The sequence below is a fragment of the Modestobacter sp. L9-4 genome (assembly GCF_019112525.1).
In the GTDB taxonomy this organism is placed as follows: Bacteria; Actinomycetota; Actinomycetes; order Mycobacteriales; family Geodermatophilaceae; genus Modestobacter.
Genome location: NZ_CP077800.1, coordinates 3,879,880 through 3,901,829, shown reverse-complemented (window position 1 = coordinate 3,901,829; position 21,950 = coordinate 3,879,880). Strand labels below are relative to the sequence as shown.

At 75.6% G+C, this 21,950-nt stretch carries 22 protein-coding genes; 12 read left to right on the top strand and 10 right to left on the bottom strand.

The features are described 5' to 3' along the window. Window positions 1-31 precede the first annotated feature (31 nt). Together KUM42_RS18505 and KUM42_RS18500 are read left to right on the top strand one after the other, a co-directional pair. Window positions 32-676 carry a flavin reductase family protein gene (locus tag KUM42_RS18505; protein ID WP_237493985.1) on the top strand — a complete coding sequence of 215 codons (645 nt, stop codon included), beginning with the start codon at window positions 32-34 and terminating at the stop codon, window positions 674-676. Window position 677: 1 nt separating this feature from the next. Then, on the top strand, window positions 678-1,193 hold the full coding sequence (locus tag KUM42_RS18500; protein WP_237493984.1) for a putative immunity protein: 516 nt from the start codon (window positions 678-680) through the stop codon (window positions 1,191-1,193). A gap of 81 nt (window positions 1,194-1,274) precedes the next feature. On the opposite strand, the gene KUM42_RS18495 is transcribed toward KUM42_RS18500, so the two are convergent. Then, window positions 1,275-2,252, bottom strand: coding sequence for a carbohydrate kinase family protein (locus KUM42_RS18495; protein WP_237493983.1), 978 nt, complete (start codon window positions 2,250-2,252; stop codon window positions 1,275-1,277). A gap of 113 nt (window positions 2,253-2,365) precedes the next feature. Continuing rightward, window positions 2,366-3,058 (bottom strand): CDP-alcohol phosphatidyltransferase family protein, encoded by a 693-nt coding sequence (locus KUM42_RS18490; RefSeq protein ID WP_237493982.1) that lies wholly within the window; start codon window positions 3,056-3,058, stop codon window positions 2,366-2,368. Window positions 3,059-3,114: 56 nt separating this feature from the next. Between KUM42_RS18490 and KUM42_RS18485 the strand changes: the two genes are divergently transcribed. Next, complete coding sequence (locus KUM42_RS18485; RefSeq protein ID WP_237493981.1) at window positions 3,115-3,933, top strand: triacylglycerol lipase; 819 nt, start codon at window positions 3,115-3,117, stop codon at window positions 3,931-3,933. A 2-nt stretch (window positions 3,934-3,935) separates the two neighbouring features. Here KUM42_RS18485 and KUM42_RS18480 read toward each other — a convergent pair whose 3' ends face one another. Beyond that, a complete protein-coding gene (locus KUM42_RS18480; RefSeq protein WP_237493980.1) occupies window positions 3,936-4,667 on the bottom strand; it encodes an SDR family oxidoreductase in 732 nt (243 codons plus the stop codon). Window positions 4,668-4,871: 204 nt separating this feature from the next. Between KUM42_RS18480 and KUM42_RS18475 the strand changes: the two genes are divergently transcribed. Beyond that, window positions 4,872-6,542 carry a methyl-accepting chemotaxis protein gene (locus tag KUM42_RS18475; RefSeq protein ID WP_237493979.1) on the top strand — a complete coding sequence of 557 codons (1,671 nt, stop codon included), beginning with the start codon at window positions 4,872-4,874 and terminating at the stop codon, window positions 6,540-6,542. Here KUM42_RS18475 and KUM42_RS18470 read toward each other — a convergent pair. The 3 genes from KUM42_RS18470 to KUM42_RS18460 are packed head-to-tail and all read right to left on the bottom strand — an operon-like array spanning window position 6,532 to window position 9,373. Beyond that, window positions 6,532-7,341 (bottom strand): ABC transporter permease, encoded by an 810-nt coding sequence (locus KUM42_RS18470; protein WP_237493978.1) that lies wholly within the window; start codon window positions 7,339-7,341, stop codon window positions 6,532-6,534. The two genes, KUM42_RS18475 and KUM42_RS18470, sit on opposite strands and share 11 nt — an antisense overlap. Beyond that, window positions 7,338-8,225 (bottom strand): ABC transporter ATP-binding protein, encoded by an 888-nt coding sequence (locus KUM42_RS18465; RefSeq protein WP_255557597.1) that lies wholly within the window; start codon window positions 8,223-8,225, stop codon window positions 7,338-7,340. The genes KUM42_RS18470 and KUM42_RS18465 overlap by 4 nt, the downstream gene beginning before the upstream one ends. Window positions 8,226-8,269: 44 nt before the next feature. Next, window positions 8,270-9,373, bottom strand: a complete 1,104-nt coding sequence (locus tag KUM42_RS18460) for a sigma-E factor regulatory protein RseB domain-containing protein (protein ID WP_237493976.1) — start codon at window positions 9,371-9,373, stop codon at window positions 8,270-8,272. Between the two features lie 75 nt (window positions 9,374-9,448). Here KUM42_RS18460 and KUM42_RS18455 point away from each other — a divergent pair, with 75 nt between their 5' ends. Further along, entirely contained in the window at window positions 9,449-10,066 is a 618-nt protein-coding gene (locus KUM42_RS18455) for a hypothetical protein (RefSeq protein ID WP_237493975.1), read from the top strand. Window position 10,067: 1 nt separating this feature from the next. Here KUM42_RS18455 and metF read toward each other — a convergent pair whose 3' ends face one another. After that, complete coding sequence (gene metF, locus KUM42_RS18450; RefSeq protein WP_237493974.1) at window positions 10,068-10,997, bottom strand: methylenetetrahydrofolate reductase [NAD(P)H]; 930 nt, start codon at window positions 10,995-10,997, stop codon at window positions 10,068-10,070. A gap of 92 nt (window positions 10,998-11,089) precedes the next feature. Here metF and KUM42_RS18445 point away from each other — a divergent pair, with 92 nt between their 5' ends. Genes KUM42_RS18445 through KUM42_RS18435 form a run of 3 tightly spaced genes read left to right on the top strand, consistent with a single transcriptional unit; the run spans window position 11,090 to window position 14,678 of the window. Next, window positions 11,090-12,238 (top strand): polyprenyl synthetase family protein, encoded by a 1,149-nt coding sequence (locus tag KUM42_RS18445; RefSeq protein WP_237493973.1) that lies wholly within the window; start codon window positions 11,090-11,092, stop codon window positions 12,236-12,238. Further along, window positions 12,235-13,752, top strand: coding sequence for a phytoene desaturase family protein (gene crtI, locus KUM42_RS18440; RefSeq protein WP_237493972.1), 1,518 nt, complete (start codon window positions 12,235-12,237; stop codon window positions 13,750-13,752). The genes KUM42_RS18445 and crtI overlap by 4 nt, the downstream gene beginning before the upstream one ends. Next, window positions 13,749-14,678 carry a phytoene/squalene synthase family protein gene (locus KUM42_RS18435; protein WP_237493971.1) on the top strand — a complete coding sequence of 310 codons (930 nt, stop codon included), beginning with the start codon at window positions 13,749-13,751 and terminating at the stop codon, window positions 14,676-14,678. Before crtI ends, KUM42_RS18435 begins: the two co-directional genes overlap by 4 nt. A gap of 66 nt (window positions 14,679-14,744) precedes the next feature. Here KUM42_RS18435 and KUM42_RS18430 read toward each other — a convergent pair whose 3' ends face one another. Continuing rightward, window positions 14,745-15,068, bottom strand: a complete 324-nt coding sequence (locus KUM42_RS18430) for an Rv2175c family DNA-binding protein (RefSeq protein WP_237493970.1) — start codon at window positions 15,066-15,068, stop codon at window positions 14,745-14,747. A 363-nt stretch (window positions 15,069-15,431) separates the two neighbouring features. Here KUM42_RS18430 and pknB point away from each other — a divergent pair, with 363 nt between their 5' ends. The 4 genes from pknB (at window position 15,432) to KUM42_RS18415 (ending at window position 19,520) form a co-directional block, all read left to right on the top strand. After that, the gene (gene pknB / locus KUM42_RS18425) at window positions 15,432-17,450 is read left to right on the top strand and encodes a Stk1 family PASTA domain-containing Ser/Thr kinase (protein WP_237493969.1); all 2,019 of its coding nucleotides are present in this window, start codon (window positions 15,432-15,434) and stop codon (window positions 17,448-17,450) included. Window positions 17,451-17,643: 193 nt separating this feature from the next. Continuing rightward, window positions 17,644-17,766, top strand: coding sequence for a hypothetical protein (locus KUM42_RS20200; RefSeq protein ID WP_255557519.1), 123 nt, complete (start codon window positions 17,644-17,646; stop codon window positions 17,764-17,766). 124 nt (window positions 17,767-17,890) lie between these two features. Next, the gene (locus KUM42_RS18420) at window positions 17,891-19,048 is read left to right on the top strand and encodes a S8 family peptidase (protein ID WP_237493968.1); all 1,158 of its coding nucleotides are present in this window, start codon (window positions 17,891-17,893) and stop codon (window positions 19,046-19,048) included. A 178-nt stretch (window positions 19,049-19,226) separates the two neighbouring features. Beyond that, window positions 19,227-19,520, top strand: coding sequence for a hypothetical protein (locus tag KUM42_RS18415; RefSeq protein WP_237493967.1), 294 nt, complete (start codon window positions 19,227-19,229; stop codon window positions 19,518-19,520). Here KUM42_RS18415 and KUM42_RS18410 read toward each other — a convergent pair. Both KUM42_RS18410 and KUM42_RS18405 read right to left on the bottom strand, forming a co-directional pair. Then, complete coding sequence (locus KUM42_RS18410; RefSeq protein ID WP_237493966.1) at window positions 19,507-20,553, bottom strand: low specificity L-threonine aldolase; 1,047 nt, start codon at window positions 20,551-20,553, stop codon at window positions 19,507-19,509. The two genes, KUM42_RS18415 and KUM42_RS18410, sit on opposite strands and share 14 nt — an antisense overlap. Beyond that, complete coding sequence (locus tag KUM42_RS18405; protein WP_237493965.1) at window positions 20,550-21,887, bottom strand: class II 3-deoxy-7-phosphoheptulonate synthase; 1,338 nt, start codon at window positions 21,885-21,887, stop codon at window positions 20,550-20,552. The genes KUM42_RS18410 and KUM42_RS18405 overlap by 4 nt, the downstream gene beginning before the upstream one ends. Window positions 21,888-21,950 lie beyond the last annotated feature (63 nt).

The following is a 21,950-nucleotide window of genomic DNA, read 5'->3' as shown; positions in this document are numbered from 1 at the left end:
CCCGCCGGTGGCCGCGGACGAGGATGGGGCGGTGACCGAGCCCCGTACGTCGTTCAGCCCCGCGGACATGGACCGTGACGCCTTCTACCGGTTGCTCAACGCGGTGGTCGTGCCCCGCCCGATCGCCTGGGTGGTGACCCGCTCGGCCGAGGGCGTGCACAACCTCGCGCCGCACTCGTACTACACGGTGGCCTGCGTCGAGCCGCCGATCGTGCAGTTCACCTCGGTGGGCCGCAAGGACTCCCTGACCAACGTCGAGGCGACCGGTGACTTCACGGTCAACCTGGCCCCGGAGTCGATGTTCGAACAGGTCAACGCCACCGGCACCGACTTCCCGCCGGACCAGAGCGAGGCCGAGCACACCGGCGTCCGGCTGGAGCCCAGCGAGACCGTCGCGGCCATGCGGGTGGCGCAGTCACCGGTGTCGCTGGAGTGCACGCTGCACTCCACGCTGCGGCTGGGCGACAGCACCGTCGTCCTCGGGCAGGTGCGGCACGTCGCCGTCCACACGACAGCCGTCCGCGACGGCCGGCCGCGGATCGAGCACCTGCGCCCGCTGGCCCGCCTCGGCGGCAGCGAGTGGTCGACGATCGGTGAGGTGAGAGAGCTCCGCCGCATCACCCACGAGACCTGGACCGCCGACCCGTCGATCGGCCGGCAGCTGCGCGGCGAGTGAGGTGATCCTCCCCGCCGTCCCCGACCTGCGCCTGGTGACGGTCCGCCGCGGCGGCACCCTCACCGACCCCGACCACCACCTCCTCGCCCTCTGGGCGGCGACCTGCGCGGAGCACGTCCTGCCGCTGTTCGAGTCCGTGCGCCCCGGTGACCGGCGACCGCGTCAGGCGGTCGAGGCAGCCCGGGCCTGGGTGCGTGGAGAGCTGCCGATGATGCAGGCGCGCGCCGCGGGCGGGCACGCCATGGGCGCGGCCCGGGACCTGCGCGGTGCGGCCCGGCACGCCGCCTACGCCGCGGGCCAGGCCGGGGTCGTCGCGCACGTCGCCGCCCACGACCTCGGTGCCGCCGCCTACGCGATCAAGGCGGTGCGGGCGGCGGCACCCGAGGGCACGGCCGACGCCGCCGGGCGGGCGGAGTGCCGGTGGCAGCGCGACCAGCTGCCGCCCGCCGTCCGCGAGCTGGTGCTCGACGACCAGCGGCTCCGCAACGACATCTGCTGGTCGGTCTTCGACTGCTGACCACACCGAGCCCGCGTCCGTCGGCCCGGCTGCAGGGGCCCGCCGCGAGCTCGCGAGCGGTGGGGGCAGCCGGGTCCTCCCTCAGGCGGGCAGGTGCGGGGCGACCTCGTCGGCGGCGTCGGCGCCGAAGGCGTCGGCGAAGCGGTCCAGGAACAGGTCGCGGGGCAGCGAGTACTCCTGGGTCCCGATGACCTCGACGGCGGCGGTGGCGACGGCGGAGCCGACCTGGGTGGCGCGCTCCAGCCCCAGCCCCCACTGCCGGGCGGCGACGAAGCCGGCGCGCAGCGCGTCCCCACCGCCGGTGGGCTCGACCGGCTTGGTCTCCGGGACGGCGATGACGCGGATCGGCTCGGCACCGGCCTGCTCGACGAGCACGCCGTCCGCGGCCCGGGTGGTGACCCAGGTGCCGACCCGGGCGAGCACCTCGGCGTCGTCCCAGCCGGTCTTCTGCAGCAGCAGGGCGTGCTCGTACTCGTTGGTGAACAGCAGCTCCGCGCCGTGGACCAGCTCGCGGATCATCTCGCCGTCGGCCCAGGCCAGCTGCTGGCTGGGGTCGGCGAGGAAGGGGTAGCCGCGCTCCCGGCACTCGGCGGTGTGCTGCACCATCGCGGTCGGGTCGTTGGGCCCGACGATGACCAGGTCCAGCCCACCGACCCGCTCCTCGACCGGGGCGAGCTCGATCATCGAGGCCTCGCTCATCGCGCCCGAGTAGAACGAGGCGATCTGGTTGTTGGCCACGTCGGTGGTGCAGGTGAACCGGGCGGTGTGCTTGAGCTCGGACCAGCGCACGCTGCCGGTGTCGACGCCGTGCCGGGTCAGCCAGGCGTCGTAGTCGGCGAAGTCGCTGCCCACCGCCCCGACCAGCACCGGGGCCTGGCCGAGCAGCCCCAGGCCGTAGGCCATGTTGGCGCCCGCGCCACCGCGGTGCTGCACCAGGTCGTCGACCAGGAAGGAGAGCGAGACGTTCTCCATCTTGCCCTCGACGAACTGGTCGGTGAACTTCCCGGGGAAGGTCATCAGGTGGTCGGTGGCGATCGAACCGGTCACGACGACGGGCATGGGGGCGACTCTCTCCGGGGGACGGCGGCCACCAGCGGCCAGTCGGGCCCCGGCCGGATCGGGCCCGGGACCGCTCCAGGGTAGGAGCCACCCGGGCCGGCCGCGCGCGCCGGTCACCCCGGCGGGGGCACCTCACCCAGTGCCCGGCGCAGCTGGACCCCCAGCTGGGCGGTGCCCACGACGCCCAGCAGGCAGCCGACGGCGGCCCCGACGGTGACCACCGCGGCCACCACGTCGTGCCCGTCGACGTCGATGCCGAGCAGCGCGACCACCCCGGCGCCGCCGAGCCCGAACCCGGCCATCGCGACGCGGGTGGGCCGCTCCCACACCGAGATCGCCCCGGTCTCGCTGACCCCGGCCTGCCCGGCGCGGGCGCGCAGGTAGTCGGGCAGCCAGCACAGCGCGCCGAAGGCCACCGCCAGCCAGCCCGGTGCGCCGGCCACCCAGAAGGCGATCGCGTAGGCGACCTCGGTGAGCCGGTCGACGGCCGAGTCGAGCACGAACCCCCGCCGGGACGCCCGGCCGCCGGCGATGGCCAGCGCGCCGTCCAGGGAGTCGAGCAGGCCCGACAGCCCGATGAGCAGCCCGGTCGCGATCAGCCAGCCCCCACCGGCGGCTGCCGGTCCGACGGCGGCACCGGCGACGGCCAGGCCCAGCGCGGTGGCCACCAGCGGCGAGAGCCGGGCCAGCGGGACGGCGAGGGTGTAGGCGAGGGTCAGCCAGCCGTGCACCAGCCGGCTGTCGTGCGGGTCGGTGTCGCCGTGCCAGCGCGACCAGGCCGCCAGGTACTCGTCGCGGGTCAGCACCGGCCCAGTCCACCACGCCACGGGCACGCAGCGGTGCGGGCAGGGACAGTGGTGGGGTGTTCGCCGGCCTCTCCCCCGCCCGCCGCCGCCTGGTGCTGGCCGTCCTCGCCGTCCTGGTGGTCGCCGTGGCCGGGATCGCCGCCGCCGTCGTCGTCCCCCGGCTGAACGGCCCGGGCGGGACCCGGACGGCGCCGGCCGCGGAGCAGACCCCGGGCCCGGTGCTGCTGGTGCCCGGCTACGGGGGCTCCACGACCTCGCTGCAGGTGCTCGCCGACCGGCTCACCGCCACCGGCCGCGACGCCACCGTCGTCCCCGTCCCCGACGGCGGCACCGGCGACATCGCAGCGTCCGCCGAGGCGCTGGGCGAGGCGGTGGACGACGCGCTGGCGCGCACCGGCGCCGGCAGCGTGGACGTCGTGGGCTACTCCGCCGGCGGGGTCATCGCCCGGCTGTGGGCCGCCGACGGTGGGGCCGACCAGGCCCGGCGGGTCGTCACCCTGGGCTCACCGCACCACGGGACGACGCTGGCCGACCTCGCCGCCGGGGTCCTGCCGGCGGAGTGTCCGCAGGCCTGCCAGCAGCTCACCACCGGCAGCGAGCTGCTGGCCCGGCTCAACGCCGGCGACGAGACCCCCGACGGGCCGGACTGGGTGTCGGTGTGGAGCACCGTCGACCAGACCGTCACCCCGCCGGACTCCGCCGACCTGGCCGGTGCCCTGGACCTGACCGTGCAGTCGGTGTGCGCGGACTCGACCGTGGCGCACGGCCAGCTGCCCACCGACGCCGTCGTGCAGGGCATCGTGCTCGCCGAATTGGCCGCCGGCCCGCCCGTGCAGCTGGGCCCGGACGACTGCGCGCGGCTCCGCCAGGGCTGAGGTCAGGGAGCGACCTGCAGCACCGGACGCATCAGGACCTCCTGGATGAGCACGTTGCCCGGCTGGGCGAAGGCGAAGACGAGCGCCTGGGCGACGTCGGCGGCCGCCAGCGCGTCCAGGCTCTCCCGCCGGGCCTGGATGGCCTCGCTGACGTTCTCGCCGAACTCGGTCCACACCGCACCCGGCTCGATCACCGACACCCGGATCCGGTCGGGGCCCAGCTCCTTGCGCAGTGCGTCGTGGAAGCCGACGACGGCGAACTTGGTGGCGCTGTAGACCGACCAGTCCGCCGCGCCGTGGCGGCCGCCGACGCTGGAGACCGAGGAGATCATCGCGCCGTCCCGGCCGCGCAGCAGCGGGATCGCGGCCTGGGTGCAGTTCAGGACGCCGTAGAGGTTGGCGTCGATCATCGTCTTCCAGTCGGCCGGGTCGCTGGTCTCGAACGGGGCGTTGATGCCCAGCCCGGCGTTGTTGACCAGCAGGTCCAGGCCCCCGAAGCGGGTCCGGACCTCGGCGAACAGGGCCGCGACGGCAGACGGGTCCGCGACGTCGGTCTCGACCACCGTGGCCTGGTCGCCGAGGTCGGCGGCCAGCGCCTCGAGCCGGTCGCGGCGGCGGGCGGCCAGCACCACGTGCACGCCCTCGCTCACGAGCAGCCGCGCGGTGGCGTCCCCGATGCCGCTGGACGCCCCGGTGATGACCGCTGTCTTGCCGTGCAGGTCCTGCATCTCCATGGTGCCGACGGTACGGCCCGGGGTCTGCGCGCCCACCGGACCGCCCGTCAGCGGCTGACGTCCTCGCTGCGACTGCGCCCGGTCGCGCACGGGCTGACCAGTTGGGATGGGACCGCCGTGATCAGGACATGCCCACCGCCCTCGAGGACATTGCATTGGGCAACGACGTCGACACAACGCGTCACCTAGGCCAGGAGGCCACCCGTGCCCGCCCCCACCACCTCGTCCGCGTTCCACCGGACGGGTGTCACCACCAAGATCACCGCAGTCGTCGGGCTCGCCGCCCTCGTCGCCGTCCTCGTCGGCGTGCTGGGCCTGCGCAGCCTCGGGCACACCGCCCAGGCCACCGACTCGATGTACCGCGACGAGCTGGTCGGCACCGCGGAGGTCGAGTCCATGCGCGCCGACTTCTACGCCATCCGGCTCTCGGGCACCAACTACGCCGTCGCCACCGACCCGGCCGTCCGCGCGACCTACCTGACCAGCCGGAACGCCGCCTACACCGACCTGGCCGCCGCCGCCGACCGCTACCTGGGGACGCACCCCTCGGACGCCGGCCGCGCCCTGGTGCAGCAGGTCCTCGGCGGCATCGACGACTACAAGGCCGGCATGGTGACCCTCGACGCCCTCGCCGACGCCGGTGACCTCTCCGCCTGGTCGGCTGCGCGCGAGGCCACGATCTCCCCGGTCGCCAAGGGCGTCATGGCCCAGCTCGACGAGCTCGCCGCCCAGCGCCGGCAGGCCGCCGCCGACAGCGCGGCCGAGGCGACGGCGCAGTACGGGTCGACCCGGCTGCTGCTGGGCGTGGTCCTCGCCGTGGGCGTCGCCGCCGCCCTGGTCGTCGGCCGGCTGGTGGCCCGCGGCATCACCGGGGGCCTGCGGCGCGTGCAGTGGACCGCCGAGGGGCTGGCCGCCGGCGACCTGACCCGCACCGCCGGGGTGACCTCCCGTGACGAGGTCGGCGCCACCGCCGCGGCACTGGACGACGCCGTGGCCGAGCTGCGCACCGTGCTGACCTCGGTCACCGCCACCGCCGACGCCGTCGCCGCCTCCGCGGAGGAGCTCAGCGCGTCCTCCGCCCAGATCGCCGCCGCCGCGGAGCAGACCGCGACCCGGTCCGAGGTCGTCACCGACGCCGCCGGCGAGGTGTCCCGGAACGTCGCCACGGTCGCCGCGGGTGCCGAGGAGATGGGTGCCTCGATCCGGGAGATCAGCCAGAACGCCTCCGGCGCCGCCCGGGCCGCCGCCGACGCGGTCGCCGAGGCGCGGGCCACGGACGCCACCATCGCCCGGCTGGGCACCTCCAGCGAGGAGATCGGCGCGGTGGTCAAGACCATCACCGCGATCGCCGCCCAGACGAACCTGCTCGCGCTGAACGCCACCATCGAGGCCGCCCGCGCCGGCGAGGCCGGCCGTGGCTTCGCGGTGGTGGCCGGCGAGGTCAAGGAGCTGGCCGCCGAGACCGCCCGGGCCACCGAGGACATCGCCCGCCGGGTCGAGTCCATCCAGACCGACACCTCGGGCGTGGTCGCCGCCATCGACCGCATCCAGACGGTGGTCGGCCAGGTCGACGCCTTCCAGCTGACCATCGCCTCGGCCGTGGAGGAGCAGACCGCCACGACCAACGAGATGGCCCGCTCGGTGCAGCAGGCCGCGGGTGGGTCGACCGAGATCGCCCGCACCATCTCCGGGGTGTCGGCCGCCGCCGGGGACACCACCCAGGCGCTGAGCCAGACCCGCGGCGCGGTCGCCGAGCTGGCCCGCATGTCGGCCGACCTGCGCTCCGACGTCGCCCGCTTCACCCTCTGGTCGAGGACCCCGCCGCCCCCCGCCCCTGCGCCGGGGCCGAGGGGCGGCGGGGCCGCTAGGAGGTGATGTCCTTGGTGGTGAAGTTGGCCCAGGCGGCACCGGTGAGCACCACCACGTACACCGCCTGCAGCGCGACGCCGCGCACGAGGTCCCGCCACAGGACCGGCTCCCGGAACAGGTCGACGAAGGCCAGCCAGTAGCGGGTGGGCAGGTAGGGCGCGAAGGACGACGCCGCGTCCAGGGTGAACAGCAGCGACGAGGCGATGAGCACCGCCAGCGCACCCAGCGCCGCGGCCAGTGGCGAGTCGGTGAGGGTGGAGAAGAAGAGCGCGAACGCGGCCACCCCGAGCATCGAGACGGTGATGTAGCCGATCGCCAGCAGCGTGCGCCCGGTGATGTCCTGGGCGGTGATCGGGGTGCCCGACAGCGTCGTCCCACCGATCGGCTGGACGTCGAAGAGCAGCTGACCGGTGACGTAGCCGACCGCGGCCACGATCACCACGGTGACCAGCACGAAGGCGATCACCGCGACCAGCTTGGCCACCAGCAGCCGGGTGCGCCCGGCCGGGCGGGCCAGCAGGTACCGCAGCGTGCCGGCCTGGGCCTCCCCGGCGATCGACTCACCGGCCACCACGGAGACCGCGATCGGCAGGAACAGCGGCAGCACGATGGCCAGCGCCGCCAGCGGGTAGAGCGTGCCGTTGGTGAGCACGGCGGAGAGGAACACCGGCCCCTCCCCCGGCCGCGGCGCCAGGTCGGTGACCGCCAGCAGCACGGCCACCAGCACGGGGAGGGCGTTGAGCAGGGCGATCGTCACCCAGGTGCGGGGACGGCGGAACAGCTTCCGCAGCTCGACGGCGATCACCGGCGCGACCGCTCGCCCGGGGCGTCGACCCGGTCGGCGCTGGTGCTCGCCGCGGCCAGCACCACCTCCTCCAGGCTCGGCCGTTCCAGCGCCAGCCCGGTCACCGGCACCCCAGCGGCGACCAGCGCGGCGTTGACCTCGGCCGGGTCCGCACCGCGCACCACCGCCCGCCCGTCGGTGGTGCGCAGCACCCGGCCGTCGAGCGCGGCGCGCACCCGGTCGGGGTCGGGGGTCTCGACGATCGTCGCGCCGGTGGGCGCGGTGAGCGTGGCCAGCTGGTCCTGCAGCACCAGCCGCCCGCGGTCGAGCACGCCGACCCGGGTGCACAGCTGCTCGACCTCGGCCAGCAGGTGGCTGGACAGGAAGACCGTCGTCCCGCCGCGGTTGAGGTCCAGCAGCAGGTCGCGGATCTCGTGGATGCCCTGCGGGTCCAGGCCGTTGGTGGGCTCGTCGAGCACCAGCAGCTCGGGCCGCCGCAGCAGCGCCGCACCCAGCCCCAGCCGCTGCCGCATGCCGAGGGAGAAGTCCTTCACCGGCCGCCGGCCCACCCCGGCCAGGCCGACCTGTTCCAGCACCGTGTCGATCCGCGCCGTGCGGGTGCGGCGGGAGCCACCGGGCCCGGCGGCGTCGAACAGCGACAGGTTGGCCCGGGCCGGGAGGTGGCCGTAGTGCGCCGGCCCCTCGATCAGCGCGCCCACCCGGGGCAGCACCTTTCGTGCCCGCTTCGGCATCGGCTCGCCGAGCAGCTGCACCTCCCCCTCGGTGGGCAGCACCAGCCCGAGCAGCATCCGCACGGTGGTCGTCTTGCCCGAGCCGTTCGCGCCGAGGAAGCCGTAGACGTCGCCGGCGCGCACGTCCAGGTCGATGCCGTCGACCGCGCGCAGCCGCCCGTACCGCTTGACCAGGCCGGTGGTGCCGATGACGGTGCTCAGGAGGTTCCTCCGGTCAGTTCGCCGGCCGCGGCGGCCAGCGCGTCGAGGGTGACGGTGCCGGTGAGCAGCACCGTCCCGTCGGGTCCGTCGGCGAGCATCAGCCCCAGCGGGCCGGCGGCGATCCGCACGCCCAGGTCGTCGACCACCGCGCCGGGGGCGTCGGCCAGGGCGCTGCGCAGGCCGGCGGCCGCGCGGCCGGGCAGCGGGCTGACGGTCAGCAGCGTGACGCCGCGGCCGTAGACGCCGACCGTGGCGGGCGCGCCGTCGATCCTGCGGCGGTCCAGCCCGGCCAGGACGTCGGGCAGCGCGAGGACGCCGCGGGTGCCCCGGGTGGCGGCCTGCAGCAGCTGGGGGTCCTGCCCGGCGCGGAGCTCCGCGGCGGGCGGCAGCGTGAAGTCGACGACGTCGGCCGCCGGGGTGCCGAGGTCGAGCTCCAGGAAGGACGTGTCGACCGCGGGCTCACCGCCGGCCTCGCCGAACACCTGCACCCGCAGCGGCACCCCGCTGGCGGCGTCGACCCACACGTCGACCCGGCCGACGGAGGAGGCCTGGTCCGCCGGCACCACCCGGAGCCCCAGCGCGTCGCGGCCGGCGACCCGGTCGGCGCCGAAGCGGCTGAGCTCGCCGTCGCCGGCCTCCGACAGCAGCCGGCGCCCCAGCGCGCTGGGCAGCAGGTCCGGGGCGGTCGGCAGCGCGAGGGCCGTCTGGGGGGTGCGGGTGGCCGCGTTGGCGACGTAGTCCCAGGTCCAGGTGCCACTGGCATCGGCGTGCACCCCGGTCTCCCCGGTGGGCGAGACGACGTCGACCCGCCAGTCGGCCGGACCGCGGTACCAGGTGCGCATCGTCGTCCGGTCGCTCAGCAGGTCCGCGACCCCGGTCAGCTGCTCCCCCACCGGCAGGGCCAGCCCACCGGCGGCCTGGGCGTACCCGGAGAAGGCGACGCCGGTCGAGGCCAGCGCGGCCCGGCGCAGGTCGGCCGCGGGCGTGCCGGCGTCGGAGGCCGGCAGCGCGCCGATCAGCGAGGGCAGCGAGAGCAGGACGGCGACGCCGCTCCCGACGACGGCCCACCGGCGGGCTGCACCGCTCCGCCGTCGTCGCACGCGGCCACCGTACGACGGCCTCCTGTGCGGAGCCCGCCGCGCGGCGGCGCCCGCCTCCCCCTACGGTCGGTCCCCGTGGCCGCACCGATCAGTGACGCCGTCGTCGTCGACGTCCTCCGCCGGGTCGACCGCGGGCTGACCCCGCTGGCCCGGCGCCTGGGCCGCCCGCCGGAGGCGCCCACCGCGCAGCGCGCCGCCTGGTGGGCCGAGACGGTGGGCCGGGTCGCCGCGGGTGTCTCCGCCGCACCCCGGCTGGCCGGGAAGCTCGCCGACCTGCTGCCGCTGCAGAACACGGTCGGCTCGGCGGTGCAGGCCCTCGTCGTCCTCGGGGTGGCCGGCGAGCACGACGTCGACGACCCCGCCGCCCGCATCTCGCTGCTGGCCCGGGTGCTGCTGGACCGCGACCTGCCCGCCGACCGGGTCACCCCGCTGCTGGTCCGCGCCAAGGGCAGCTACGTCGACGAGGCGCTGGGCACCGACCGCTCCGGGGTGGACGGCGTGGCCCGCAGCCTCTGGCGGGCCGCCCGGCTGCTGGGCCGCATCGACGACGCCCTGGACGCCCGCCCCAAGGGCAAGCTCCGGCACCGCGCCCTGGCCCAGCTGCCGGTCATCGGCGTGGCCGGGGGCTACGCCGCCGAGCGGGAGGGCCTGCGCCGGGCGGCGCAGGAGGCCGAGCAGCTGCTCGGCGGCTGACTCAGACGCCGACGGCCGCGGCCGGTGCCCCGGTGTCGACGCCGATCCCGGCCAGGCTCGCGTAGACCTCACGCGTGGCCGTGGAGCGGTTCATGGTGATGAAGTGGATGCCGGGCACGCCCTCGGCCAGCAGCGTCTGGCACATCTGCGTGGCCACCTCGACGCCGAGGGCCCGCATGGCCCGCTTCTGCTCCGGGGTGTCGCCGTCCAGGGCGGCGAAGCGCTCGGCCAGCTCGTCGGGGAACGCCTGCCCGGACAGCTGCACGATGCGCGCGATCTGCCGGGCGTTGGTCACCGGCATCACCCCGGCGATGATCGGCACGTCGCAGCCGCGGGCGGAGACCCGGTCGCGCAGCCGCAGGTAGTCCTCGACCCGGAAGAACATCTGGGTGATCGCGAAGTCGGCACCGGCGCGGCACTTGGCCACGAACATGTCGGTGTCGGAGTCCAGGTCGCGCGAGCGCGGGTGCCGCTCGGGGAAGGCGGCCACGCCCACGGAGAAGTCGCCGATGCCCTTGATCAGCTCGACCAGCTCGGCGGCGTAGCGCAGGCCCTGCGGGTGCGCGGCCCACTCGGCCTGCGGGTCGGCGCCCGGCGGGTCGCCGCGCAGCGCCAGCAGGTTGCGCACCCCGGCCGCGGCCAGCCGGCTGACCACGTGCCGCAGCTCGGCGACGCTGTGGTCGACGGCCGTCAGGTGCGCCAGCGGCAGCATCGTGGTCTCCGCGGCGATCCGCTCGGTGGCCGCGACGGTGCCCTCGCGGGTGGAGCCGCCGGCACCGTAGGTGACCGACACGAAGGAGGGCTGCAGCCGCTCGAGCTGGCGCAGCGCGGTCCACAGCTGGACCTCGGCGGCCTCGTCCCGCGGGGGGAAGAACTCGAAGGACCAGGTGGGCTGCTCGCCTGAGAGCAGATCGCGAACGGTACCGGTCACGGGGGTCGAGACTACGTGCGCGCAGCCCACCCCGGCGGGAGAACGCCACCCGGTGGAGGTCGCGCCACGCCGAGTTGGGCAATACTCGCCTCGTGACAACCGGGACGCAGCAGCGCGAACCCTCCGCCGGGAGCACCACCGAGACGACGGGACGCCCCGCTCTCGCGGTCGCCGACCTGGGCCGGCTGCGCGCCGCGGTCGAGGCGGCGCTCTCCACCTTCCTGACCGAGCAGCGCCAGACGCTGGCGGACATGGCCGCCGAGCTGGTGCCGGTGGCCGACGAGGTGGCCGCCGTCGCCGGCGGCGGGAAGCGGCTGCGCCCGGCGTTCGCCTACTGGGGCTGGCGCGGCTTCGTGGCCGCCTCCGGCGCGCGCGCCGAGGCCGACGACGCGGTGCTGCGGGCGGTGGCCGCCCTGGAGCTGGTGCACAGCTCCGCCCTCGTGCACGACGACGTCATGGACGCCGCCGACACCCGCCGCGGCCGCCCGGCCACCCACGTCGGGTTCGCCGACCGGCACGGCGGTGACGCCCTGGACGGCGACGGGGCGGCCTTCGGCATCGGCGCGGCGATCCTGGTCGGCGACCTGGCGCTGGTCTGGTCCGACGAGCTGCTGCGCCGGTCGGGCATCTCCACCGACGCCCTGGCCCGGGTCCGCCCGGTGTGGGACACGATGCGCACCGAGGTCACCGCCGGGCAGTACCTGGACCTGCTGCGCGCCGCCGGCGGGCTGCCCGGCCCGGCCGGTGCGCTCAAGGTCGCCCGGTTCAAGAGCGCCGGCTACACCGTGCAGCGCCCGCTGCAGCTCGGTGCGGCACTGGCCTGCGCCGGACCCGACGCGATGGAGGTCTGCAGCGCCATCGGCCTCCCGCTGGGCGAGGCCTTCCAGCTGCGCGACGACGTCCTGGGCGTGTTCGGCGACCCTTCGGTCACCGGCAAGTCCGTCGACGACGACCTGCGGGAGGGCAAGCGCACCCTGCTGGTCGCCCTCACCGAGGAGGCCACCGACGACGACGGCCGGGCCCTGCTCGCCGGCACCCTGGGCAACAGCGCCGCCGACCCGTCCGAGCTCGACGGCGTCCGCTCCCTCATGTCCCGCAGCGGCGCCCTGGACCGGGTCGAGGAGCGCATCGCCCAGCAGACCGGCCTGGCCCGGGCCGCCATCGCCCGCGCCCCGATCGCCGCCGACGCCCGACAGGCGCTGGACGCCCTCGCCGTCGCCGCCACCACCCGCGCCGCGTGAACAGCTTCCTGCACCGTCCCGTGCGCACCGTCCCCGGCGCCACCGACCGGGTCGTCGTCATCGGCGCCGGCCTGGCCGGGCTGTCGGCGGCGATGCGGCTGCGCGGCGCGGGCCGCGAGGTCACCGTCGTCGACCGCGTCCCCGGCCCGGGTGGCCGCGCCGGCCGGGTGGAGCGCAGGGGCTACGCGCTGGACACCGGGCCCTCGGTCTTCACCGCCCCCGAGGTGGTCGAGGGCGCCTTCGCCGCCATCGGCGCGCGGATGGCCGACACCCTGACCCTCACGCCCCTGGACACCACCTACCGGGCGCAGTTCGCCGACGGCTCGCACCTGGACGTGCACGCCGACCGCACCGCCTTCGCCGCCGAGGTCGAGGCGCTGTGCGGGCCGGGCGAGGCCGCGGCTCTGCTGCGCTACCTCGACGACCTGGCCGAGCTCTACGAGCTGCAGATGCGCACCTTCATCGACCGCAACCTGGACTCCCCGCTGGACCTGCTCGGGCCCGAGCTGCTCCAGCTGGCCCGCCGGGGCGGCTTCCGCCGGCTCTCCCACCACGTCGCGGGCTTCTTCACCGACGACCGGCTGCGCCGGCTGTTCAGCTTCCAGGCCCTCTACGCCGGGGTGTCGCCGTTCAAGGCGATCGCCGCCTACGCCGTCATCGCCCAGCTCGACATCGGTGCCGGGGTCTGGCACCCGCAGGGCGGGATCGGCGCCGTCCCCCGCGCCATGGCAGCGGCGGCGGCCACGGCCGGCGTCGAGTTCCGCTACGGCACCGAGGTCGACCGGCTGGAGGTCTCCGGCGGCCGGGTGACCGGGGTGGCGCTGGCCGGCGGCGACCTGCTGCCCGCCGACGCCGTGGTGGTCACCGCCGACGCCCCGCACCGGCTGGTGCCCGGGCTCCGGGGTCCGCGCCGGCCGGTCTACTCGCCGTCCTGCGTGGCGCTGCACCTGGGGGTGAAGGCGGAGCTGCCCGGTCAGGCGCACCACACGATCAGCTTCGGGGAGTCCTGGCAGCAGGTGTTCGACGAGCTGACCCGCGACGGGCGGCCGATGAGCGACCCGAGCCTGCTCATCAGCATGCCGTCGGTGACCGACCGCTCGCTGGCCCCCGAGGGCGGGCAGGTGCTCAGCGTCGTCGCCCCCACCCCGAACCTCGACCCGCGCAGCGGTGGCAACCCCGACATCGACTGGCCCCGGCTGCGCGGCCCCTACCGCGACGAGCTGCTGGCCACCCTCGAGGCGCGCGGCTGGACCGGCATCGGCGACGCCATCGAGGTGGAGGAGCTGCTGGACCCCCGCGACTGGGAGGCCCAGGGCATGGTGGCCGGCACGCCGTTCGCCCTCGCGCACACCTTCGGCCAGACCGGCCCGTTCCGACCCTCCACGCTGCCCCGCAGCGGCCCGGAGAACGTCGTCCTGGCCGGGTCGTCGGTGCAGCCGGGGGTCGGCGTGCCCATGGTCGTGATCAGCGGCCGGCTCGCCGCGGAGCGGATCACCGGCCCGGTGCAGGCGTGACCGGTCGGCCCCCCGCGACCCGCGCCGCGCAGCAGGAGCAGCTGGACGCCGCCTACGCGGTGTGCCGGTCGATCGCCGCCGAGCACGGCAAGTCCTACTTCCTGGCCACCCGGCTGCTCACCCCCGACCGCCGGTCAGCGGTACACGCGCTCTACGCCGCCGCCCGGGTGGCCGACGACATCGTCGACGTCGGCGCCGACGAGCTCGGCCGCGACCCCGAGGGCGAGCTGCTGACCTGGTCGCGGGCCGCGCTGGAGGAGGTCGAGGCGGGCTGGTCCGACGACCCGGTGCGGCTGGCCCTGGTGCACACCTACCGCCGGTACGACATCCCGATGGAGCACCTGGTCGACTTCCTGGCCGCGATGACCAGCGACCTCGACGTCACCGGCTACGCCGACATCGCCGCACTGGACCGCTACATGTGGGGCTCGGCGTCGGTCATCGGGCTACAGGTGCTCCCGGTCCTCGGCACCGCGCCCGGGGTGGCCCGCGAGGAGGCCGCGCCGCACGCCATCGCGCTCGGCGAGGCCTTCCAGCTGACCAACTTCCTCCGGGACGTCGCCGAGGACGTCGACCGGGGCCGGGTCTACCTGCCCGAGGACATGATGGCCGCGCACGGGGTCACCCGCGAGCAGCTCGCCGCGCGTCAGCACACCCCGGGCTTCACCGAGCTGATGCGGGAGATGGTGGCCCTCACCCGTCGCCGCTACGACGACGCCGCGCTGGGCACGCCGATGCTGGCCCGGGAGTCGCGGGACTGCGTGCGCGCCGCGACCGACCTCTACGGCGGCATCCTGACCGAGATCGAGCGGGCGGGGTACCGGGTGCTCGACGGCCGGGTGCGGGTGTCGAAGCCGCGCCGGCTGGCCGTCTTCGCCCACCGGCTCACCGCGGCACAGCTCGCCCGGGTGGGCACCGGCCGCTGACGCCCGCGCGCCGGCAGCCAGGCGTCAGCGGCAGGACGTCAGTGGCAGGGCGTCAGCGGGAGGGCGTCAGAGCGCGAGGGCCTGGGCCCGGCGGGTGACCTCGGTGTGCCGGTCACCGCGCAGCGCCTCGACCGGGGTGCCCGGCAGGGAGTCGTCGGCCTCGAACAGCCAGGCGAACGCCTCCTCGTCGCTGAAGCGGCCGTCGTAGAGCACGGTGAGCAGGCCGGGCAGGTGCTTGAGGACGGCGCCGTCCTGGATGAAGTCGGCGGGGATCTTGCTGTTGCCGCTGCCGGGCACCGCCATCAGCTTCCGCTCGGCGATCAGCTGGCGGACCTTGTTGGTCGAGACGCCGAGCTGCGCGGCGACCTCAGCGGGGGTGAGCGTGTCCATGACGGCTGAGCCTATGGCGCCCTCCGGACCCGCGGTCGGGCGGCCCGGACGGCGTGGCGTGCCCTCCTGGTGGGCTGCGCACAGGGTCAGCGCACACCATGGAGCCGTGTGGACCGGACACCTCGCGCACCCCGCGACCAGTCGCCGTCCGCGCACCGGTCCGCACCGGGTGCCCGGGCTGGACGCCCGCGTGGCGCGCCGTCGTCCCCCGGGCGTCCCACTGGCCACTCCCGGCCCGCGGCGACCACGTGGCGTCGTCCCACGCGTCCACCTGGTCACTCCCGTCGACAGGTGTCCGTCCCGTGACCTGACGGCCCGCGTCGTCCCCTCCCGGGCGGGGGTCGCCCTCCTAGACTCGCCGGCGTGGAGACCGTCGTGACCGACCCCGTGGTCGGCCTCGTCCTCGAGGGGCGCTACCGCCTCGAGGAGCGCCTGGCGCGCGGCGGCATGTCCACCGTCTACTCCGCCACCGACCTGCGCCTGCACCGCACGGTCGCGGTGAAGGTGATGGCCGAGCACCTGGCCCACGACCCGGCGTTCGTCGACCGGTTCACCCGTGAGGCGCGGGCCACCGCGATGCTCAGCCACGTCAACGTCGTCTCCGTCAGCGACCAGGGTTCCGACCAGGGGCTGGTCTTCCTGGTCATGGAGCTGGTGCGCGGGCGCACGCTGCGCGACCTGCTGCAGGCCCGCGGCCGGCTGACCGTCGGCGAGGCCTTCGCCGTGCTGGAGCCGGTGCTGGCCGGGCTGACCGCCGCGCACCGCGCGGGCATCGCCCACCGCGACGTCAAGCCCGAGAACGTGCTGATCGCCACCGACGGCCAGGTCAAGGTCGCCGACTTCGGTCTGGCCCGCGCCGTGGCCGGCACCGGCCAGACCAGCCACACCGGCGGCGTGCTCATCGGCACCGTCGCCTACCTGTCCCCCGAGCAGCTCGAGCGCGGCCGCAGCGACGCCCGCAGCGACGTCTACGCCGCCGGCGTGATGTTCTACGAGCTGCTCACCGGCCACCCGCCCTACGTCGGCGACAGCGCGCTGGCCGTGGCCTACCAGCACGTCCACCACGACGTCCCGGCTCCCTCGGCCGAGGTGCCCGGCGTGCCGTGGCAGGTCGACGAGCTGGTCGCGCGCACCACCCGGCGCGACCCGGCCGGCCGGCCGTTGGACGCCGGCGCCTTCCTGGCCGAGCTCACCGACCTGCGCGCCGACCTGGGCCTGGCCCGGGTCCCGGTGCCCACCGGCCGCCCGGCCGGCGACCCCACCGCGACCCTGCGTCCGGTCCCCCGCCCCACTGCACCGCGTCCCCGGCACCCCAGCTCCCCGGGCGCGCGGCACACCTCCCCCGACGGCGACCCGCGCACCGAGGTGATGAACGGCGTGCGGCCCGACCGCAGCCGGGGCACCACCGTCCTGCCGGGCATGGGCGGCGGCCCCACCACCGCGGTGGGCCGCGCGCGCCCCTCCCCGGTGCGCCCCGGCGTGCCGCAGCACATCCGCCGCCGCCGGGCACGCTTCGCCGTCACGCTGGTGCTGCTGCTGGCCGTCACCATCGGCGCGGTCGCCTGGTGGCTGGGCTCGGGGCGCTGGACCGACGTCCCCGACCTGGTGGGCAAGGACCGCGCCACCGCCATCGGCATGCTGCAGGAGGCCGGGCTGGACCCGGAGCTCGGCGATCAGGCCTACAGCGAGGACGTCCCGAAGGACGCCGTCATCTCCGCCGACCCCGCGCAGGGTGAGGCGATCCGCGGCAGCGACGTCCACCTGGTGGTCTCCCTGGGCCCGCAGCGCTTCCGGGTCGCCCCGGAGCTGGTCGGCCAGCCGCTGGACGCGGTGCTGCCCCAGCTGGCCAGCGCGCTGCCCGGCGTGACCGTCGCCCAGGCGCAGGACACCAGCGACCGCGTCCCGGCCGGCAGCGTCATCGGCTTCACCCCGGCGCCGGGCACCGACCTCAAGACCGGCGACACCGTCACCGTGACGGTGTCCTCCGGCCGGGCGCCCGTCGTGGTGCCCAACGTCGTCGGCCAGTCGCCGGACGCCGCCCGGTCGACGTTGGAGCAGCTCGGGTTCACCGTGCAGAGCGCTCCCGGCCGCAGCGCCACGGTCGCGAAGGGCGCGGTCATGGCGGTCAGCCCCGCCCCCGGTGGCGACCCCCAGGCCTACGGCAGCCAGGTCACCATCACCGTCTCCGAGGGCCTGCCCCAGGTGGCCGTGCCCGAGGTGACCGGCCGGAGCCGCGACGACGCCGAGCAGGTGCTGCGCGAGGCCGGTCTGAAGGTCGAGGTGCAGCAGTTCTTCGGCAACAAGGTCATCCGGCAGAACCCCGCCGCCGGCGAGACCGTCGACCTCGGCACCACCGTGACCATCCTGGCGACGTTCGGCTGACCTGCGCCCCGTGACCGGCACGCCACGATCGGCACCGGCTCGATCGCAGCCGGCTCGATCGGTGCCGGCTCGATCGGTGCCGGCTCGGTCGGTGCCGGCTCGGTCGGTGCCGGCTCGGTCGGTGCCGGCTCGGTCGGTGCCGGGGCCCCCGCCGAGCTGCTGGCCCACCCCCGCCGTCCAGGGCGTGCCGGGGGTGGTCGAGACACCCGGCGAGGACGGCGGACACGCCCGCGACATCGCCCTGCCCAGCGCCCTGCGGGACGGTGTCGCCGCAGGTCAGCTCGCCGGGGTGGGCGGACACGCCCAGCTCCGGTGACGCGCCGGGCGCAATCGATCCCACCGGGCCAGGGCTTCCGCCTCCGAGACCGCCGGGTTTCACTCGTCGTGTCCGTTCCGTACCTGAGCGTGCGGACCCCCGGATCGAGGAGAGCTCACCGACCATGCGCACTCGTCTGACCACGCTGGCCCTCGGCGCCGTCGCCGTCCTGGCCGTGAGCGGGGCCGGTGCCGGCACCGCCTCCGCCGCCCCGCAGGCGATGGAGACCTACATCGTGAGCCTCACCCCCGGCTCCCCGGCCGCGACCATCGCGACCCAGGCGGTCGCCCGCCTCGGTGGCGAGGTCGACCACGTCTACACCGCGGCGCTGACCGGCTTCGCCGTCACCCTGCCCACCTCGGTGGCCGGCCGGCTGTCCACGCTGCCCGGCGTCGCGTCGGTGGAGCAGGACCGGCCGGTGCAGCTGGCCGCCACCCAGACCAGCGCCACCTGGGGCCTGGACCGTCTCGACCAGCGCGCCCTGCCGCTGTCGGGCAGCTTCAGCTACGCCGCCACCGGCGCAGGGGTCACCGCCTACGTCATCGACACCGGCATCCGGTTCGGTCACAGCGACCTCGGCGGCCGGGCGGTCTCCGGCTACGACGCCGTGGACGGCGGCAGCGCCGACGACTGCAACGGCCACGGCACCCACGTCGCCGGCACGGTCGGCGGCACCCGCTACGGCGTCGCGAAGGGCGTCCGGCTGGTGGGCGTGCGGGTGCTGGACTGCGCGGGCAGCGGCACCAACGCCGGGGTGATCGCCGGCATCGACTGGGTCACCGCCGACCACACCGCCGGCGCCCCGGCCGTGGCGAACATGAGCCTGGGCGGCGGGGTCAGCACCGCCGTCGACGCCGCCGTCTCCCGGTCGATCGCCGACGGGGTCACCTACGCGGTGGCCGCCGGCAACGGCGACGCCCGCGGGGTCCCGCAGGACGCCTGCGGCGGCTCGCCGTCCCGGGTGCCGTCCGCGCTGACCGTGGGCGCCACCGACCGCACCGACGCCCCGGCCTCCTTCAGCAACTACGGCAGCTGCGTCGACCTGTTCGCCCCCGGCGTGGGCATCACCAGCGACTGGTACACCTCCACCACCGCGACCAACACCATCAGCGGGACGTCGATGGCCACCCCGCACGTGGCCGGCGTGGCCGCCCTCTACCTGCAGGGCCACCCGGCGGCGACCCCGGCGACCGTATCGGCCGCCGTCCTGGGCGCCACCACCAAGGACCGGGTGAACACGACCCGGACGGCCGCCAACGACCTGCTCTTCAGCGCCTACTGAGTCCTGTCACCGGCCGGGGCCGGGTCGTCCGCACCCCGCGGACGGCCCGGCCCCGCAGTCTGCCCGGGCCGGGTTCGACGAGATCTGCGCTCTCGTGGCCACCGGGCCCGGGACGCCACGAGATCGCAGATCCCACCGCACCAGGACGACGATGGGCGCCGACCGACGGAGGGGCGCGATGACCGAGTTCAGCCCGGGTGCCTGGGTGCCCCCGCCGGGCGTGCTGCCGGGCTGGGACTGGCTCCCGCCAGGACACCGCCTGGCGGCCCACCTGGACCGGGTGCCGTGGTGGGTGCGGGCCTGGTACCGGACGCCGCTGCTCGACCGGTACGCCCACGTCTGGATGTGGCACCACGGCGCACTGGAGGTCCTGCCCTCGTGGGAGCCGCCCCCCGACCCGACCGGCGACCGCGAGCCGCGGCGCCCCGTGCCGCCCACCGGCAGCGGAGCGGGGGACGTCAGCGGGCGATGAGCTCGCCGAGCACCTTCGCGGCGCGCTCGACGCCGGCGCGGTCGACGTCCAGGTGGGTGACCAGCCGGATCCGCCGGGCGCTGACGTGCCCCACCAGGACCCCCTGCGCACGGGCGGCGGGCACCACGGTCCCGGCGTCCACGTCGTCGAGCACGACCATGTTGGTGTGCACCCGCGCCGGGTCGGCGCCGAGCAGGTCGGCCAGCAGCCGGGCGTGCTCGTGGTCCTCGGCCAGCCGCTCGAGGTGGTGGTCGAGGGCATAGACACCGGCCGCGGCGAGGACGCCGACCTGCCGCATGCCGCCGCCGAGCCGCTTGCGCCACAGCCGGGCCGCGGCGATCCGCTCCGCGCTGGCCACCAGCACCGAGCCGATCGGGGCGCCGAGGCCCTTGGACAGGCAGACCGAGGCGGTGTCGGCGAGCCGGCCGTAGGTCGACAGCGGCACGCCCGAGGCGATGTGCGCGTTCCAGATCCGGGCGCCGTCCAGGTGCACGTTGACGCCGGCCCCGCGGGACCACTCCCAGAGCTTCTCCAGCTCCGCCAGCGGCTGCACCAGCCCGCCGCCGCGGTTGTGGGTGTTCTCCACGGCCACCGCCGCGGTCGACGTCAGGTGCCAGTCGTCCTTCGGGCGGACCTGGGCGATGAGCTGGTCGGCCGACACGGTGCCGGCGTCGCCGTACCCGCCACCACCGCTGCCGGAGACGACCGTGCGCGAGGACAGCCCGAACAGCGCGGCCGCGGCGCCCATCTCGTAGGTGAAGACGTGCGCGTCGGCGTCGCCGAGGACCTCCTGGCCGGGCTCGCAGACCAGCCGCAGGCCGATCTGGTTGCCCATCGTGCCGCTGGGCACGAACAGCCCCGCCTCGTGGCCGAACAGGTCAGCGACCTGCTCCTCCAGGGCGTTGACCGTCGGGTCCTCGCCGTAGACGTCGTCGCCGACCTCGGCCTCGGCCATCACCGCGCGCATGGCGGGCGTGGGCCGGGTGAGGGTGTCCGAGCGCAGGTCGACCGCGCCGGAGTCGGACGTCGTCACGAGCGCAGCATCTCGGAGACGAGGAACGCCAGCTCCAGCGACTGCCCGGTGTTCAGCCGCGGGTCGCAGGCGGTCTCGTACCGGCTGTTGAGGTCGTCGTCGCTGATCTCCATCGCCCCGCCGAGGCACTCGGTGACGTCCTCACCGGTGAGCTCGACGTGGATGCCGCCGGGCCAGGTGCCCAGCCCGCGGTGGACGTCGAAGAAGCCGAGCACCTCGTCGACCACCCGGTCGAAGTGCCGCGTCTTGTAGCCGCTGGGCGACTCGTGGGTGTTGCCGTGCATCGGGTCGCACTGCCACACGACCTGGTGGCCGCTGGCGGTGACCTTCTCCACGATGGCCGGCAGGACGTCGCGGATCTTCCCGTTGCCCATCCGGCTGATCAGGGTGAGCCGGCCGGGCAGGCCCTCGGGGTCCAGCCGCTCGACCAGCTCGGTGGCCTGCTCCGGCGTGGTGCCCGGGCCGATCTTGACCCCGATCGGGTTGGCCAGCTTCGAGGCGAACTCGATGTGGGCGCCGTCCATCTGGCGGGTGCGCTCCCCCACCCAGACGAAGTGCCCGCTCAGCGCGTAGGGGCGGCCCTCGTGCACGCGCAGCAGGGCGCGCTCGTAGTCCAGGATCAGCGCCTCGTGGCTGCTGAACAGCTCCACCCCGCGCATCGCCTCGGAGTCGATGCCGCAGGCCCGCATGAACGCCAGCGCCCGGTCGATCTCCTTGGCGATGACGTCGTAGCGGACCCCGGCCGGGGAGCTGGCCACGAAGTCGCGGTTCCACTCGTGCACCGCGTTGAGGTCGGCCATGCCACCGCGGGCGTAGGCCCGGATCATGTTCATCGCCGCCGCGGAGTTGGCGTAGGCGCGCACCAGCCGGTTGGGGTCCGGGATCCGCTCCTCGAGCACCGGGTTCAGCGAGTTGACCATGTCGCCGCGGTAGGAGGGCAGCCCGAGCGCGTCGGTGTTCGACGACCGCGGCTTGGCGTACTGCCCGGCCACCCGGCCGACCTTGACCACCGGCACGCTCGCGCCGTAGGTGAGGACGACGGCCATCTGCAGCAGCGTGCGGGTGGTGGCCTGGAGGTGCGGCTCGGTGTTGAGGTCGAAGGTCTCCGCGCAGTCACCGCCCTGCAGCAGGAACGCCTTCCCCTGCGCGACGTCGGCCAGCTGGGCCCGCAGGGTGTCGACCTCGGCCGGCGCCACGATCGGCGGCACGGTCGTCAGGGTGGCCAGCACCGCGTCCAGTGCGGCGCGGTCGGGCCACTCCGGCTGCTGGGCGGCGGGCAGCTCCCGCCACCGGTCCAGGTCCGGCGGCAGCTCAGCGGCTTCGGGGAGGCTCACGACACGAGGGTACCGGCGGCCCGCGCCCCGGCGGGCGGCGTCCACGGGCCGCTCCGGCCGGAC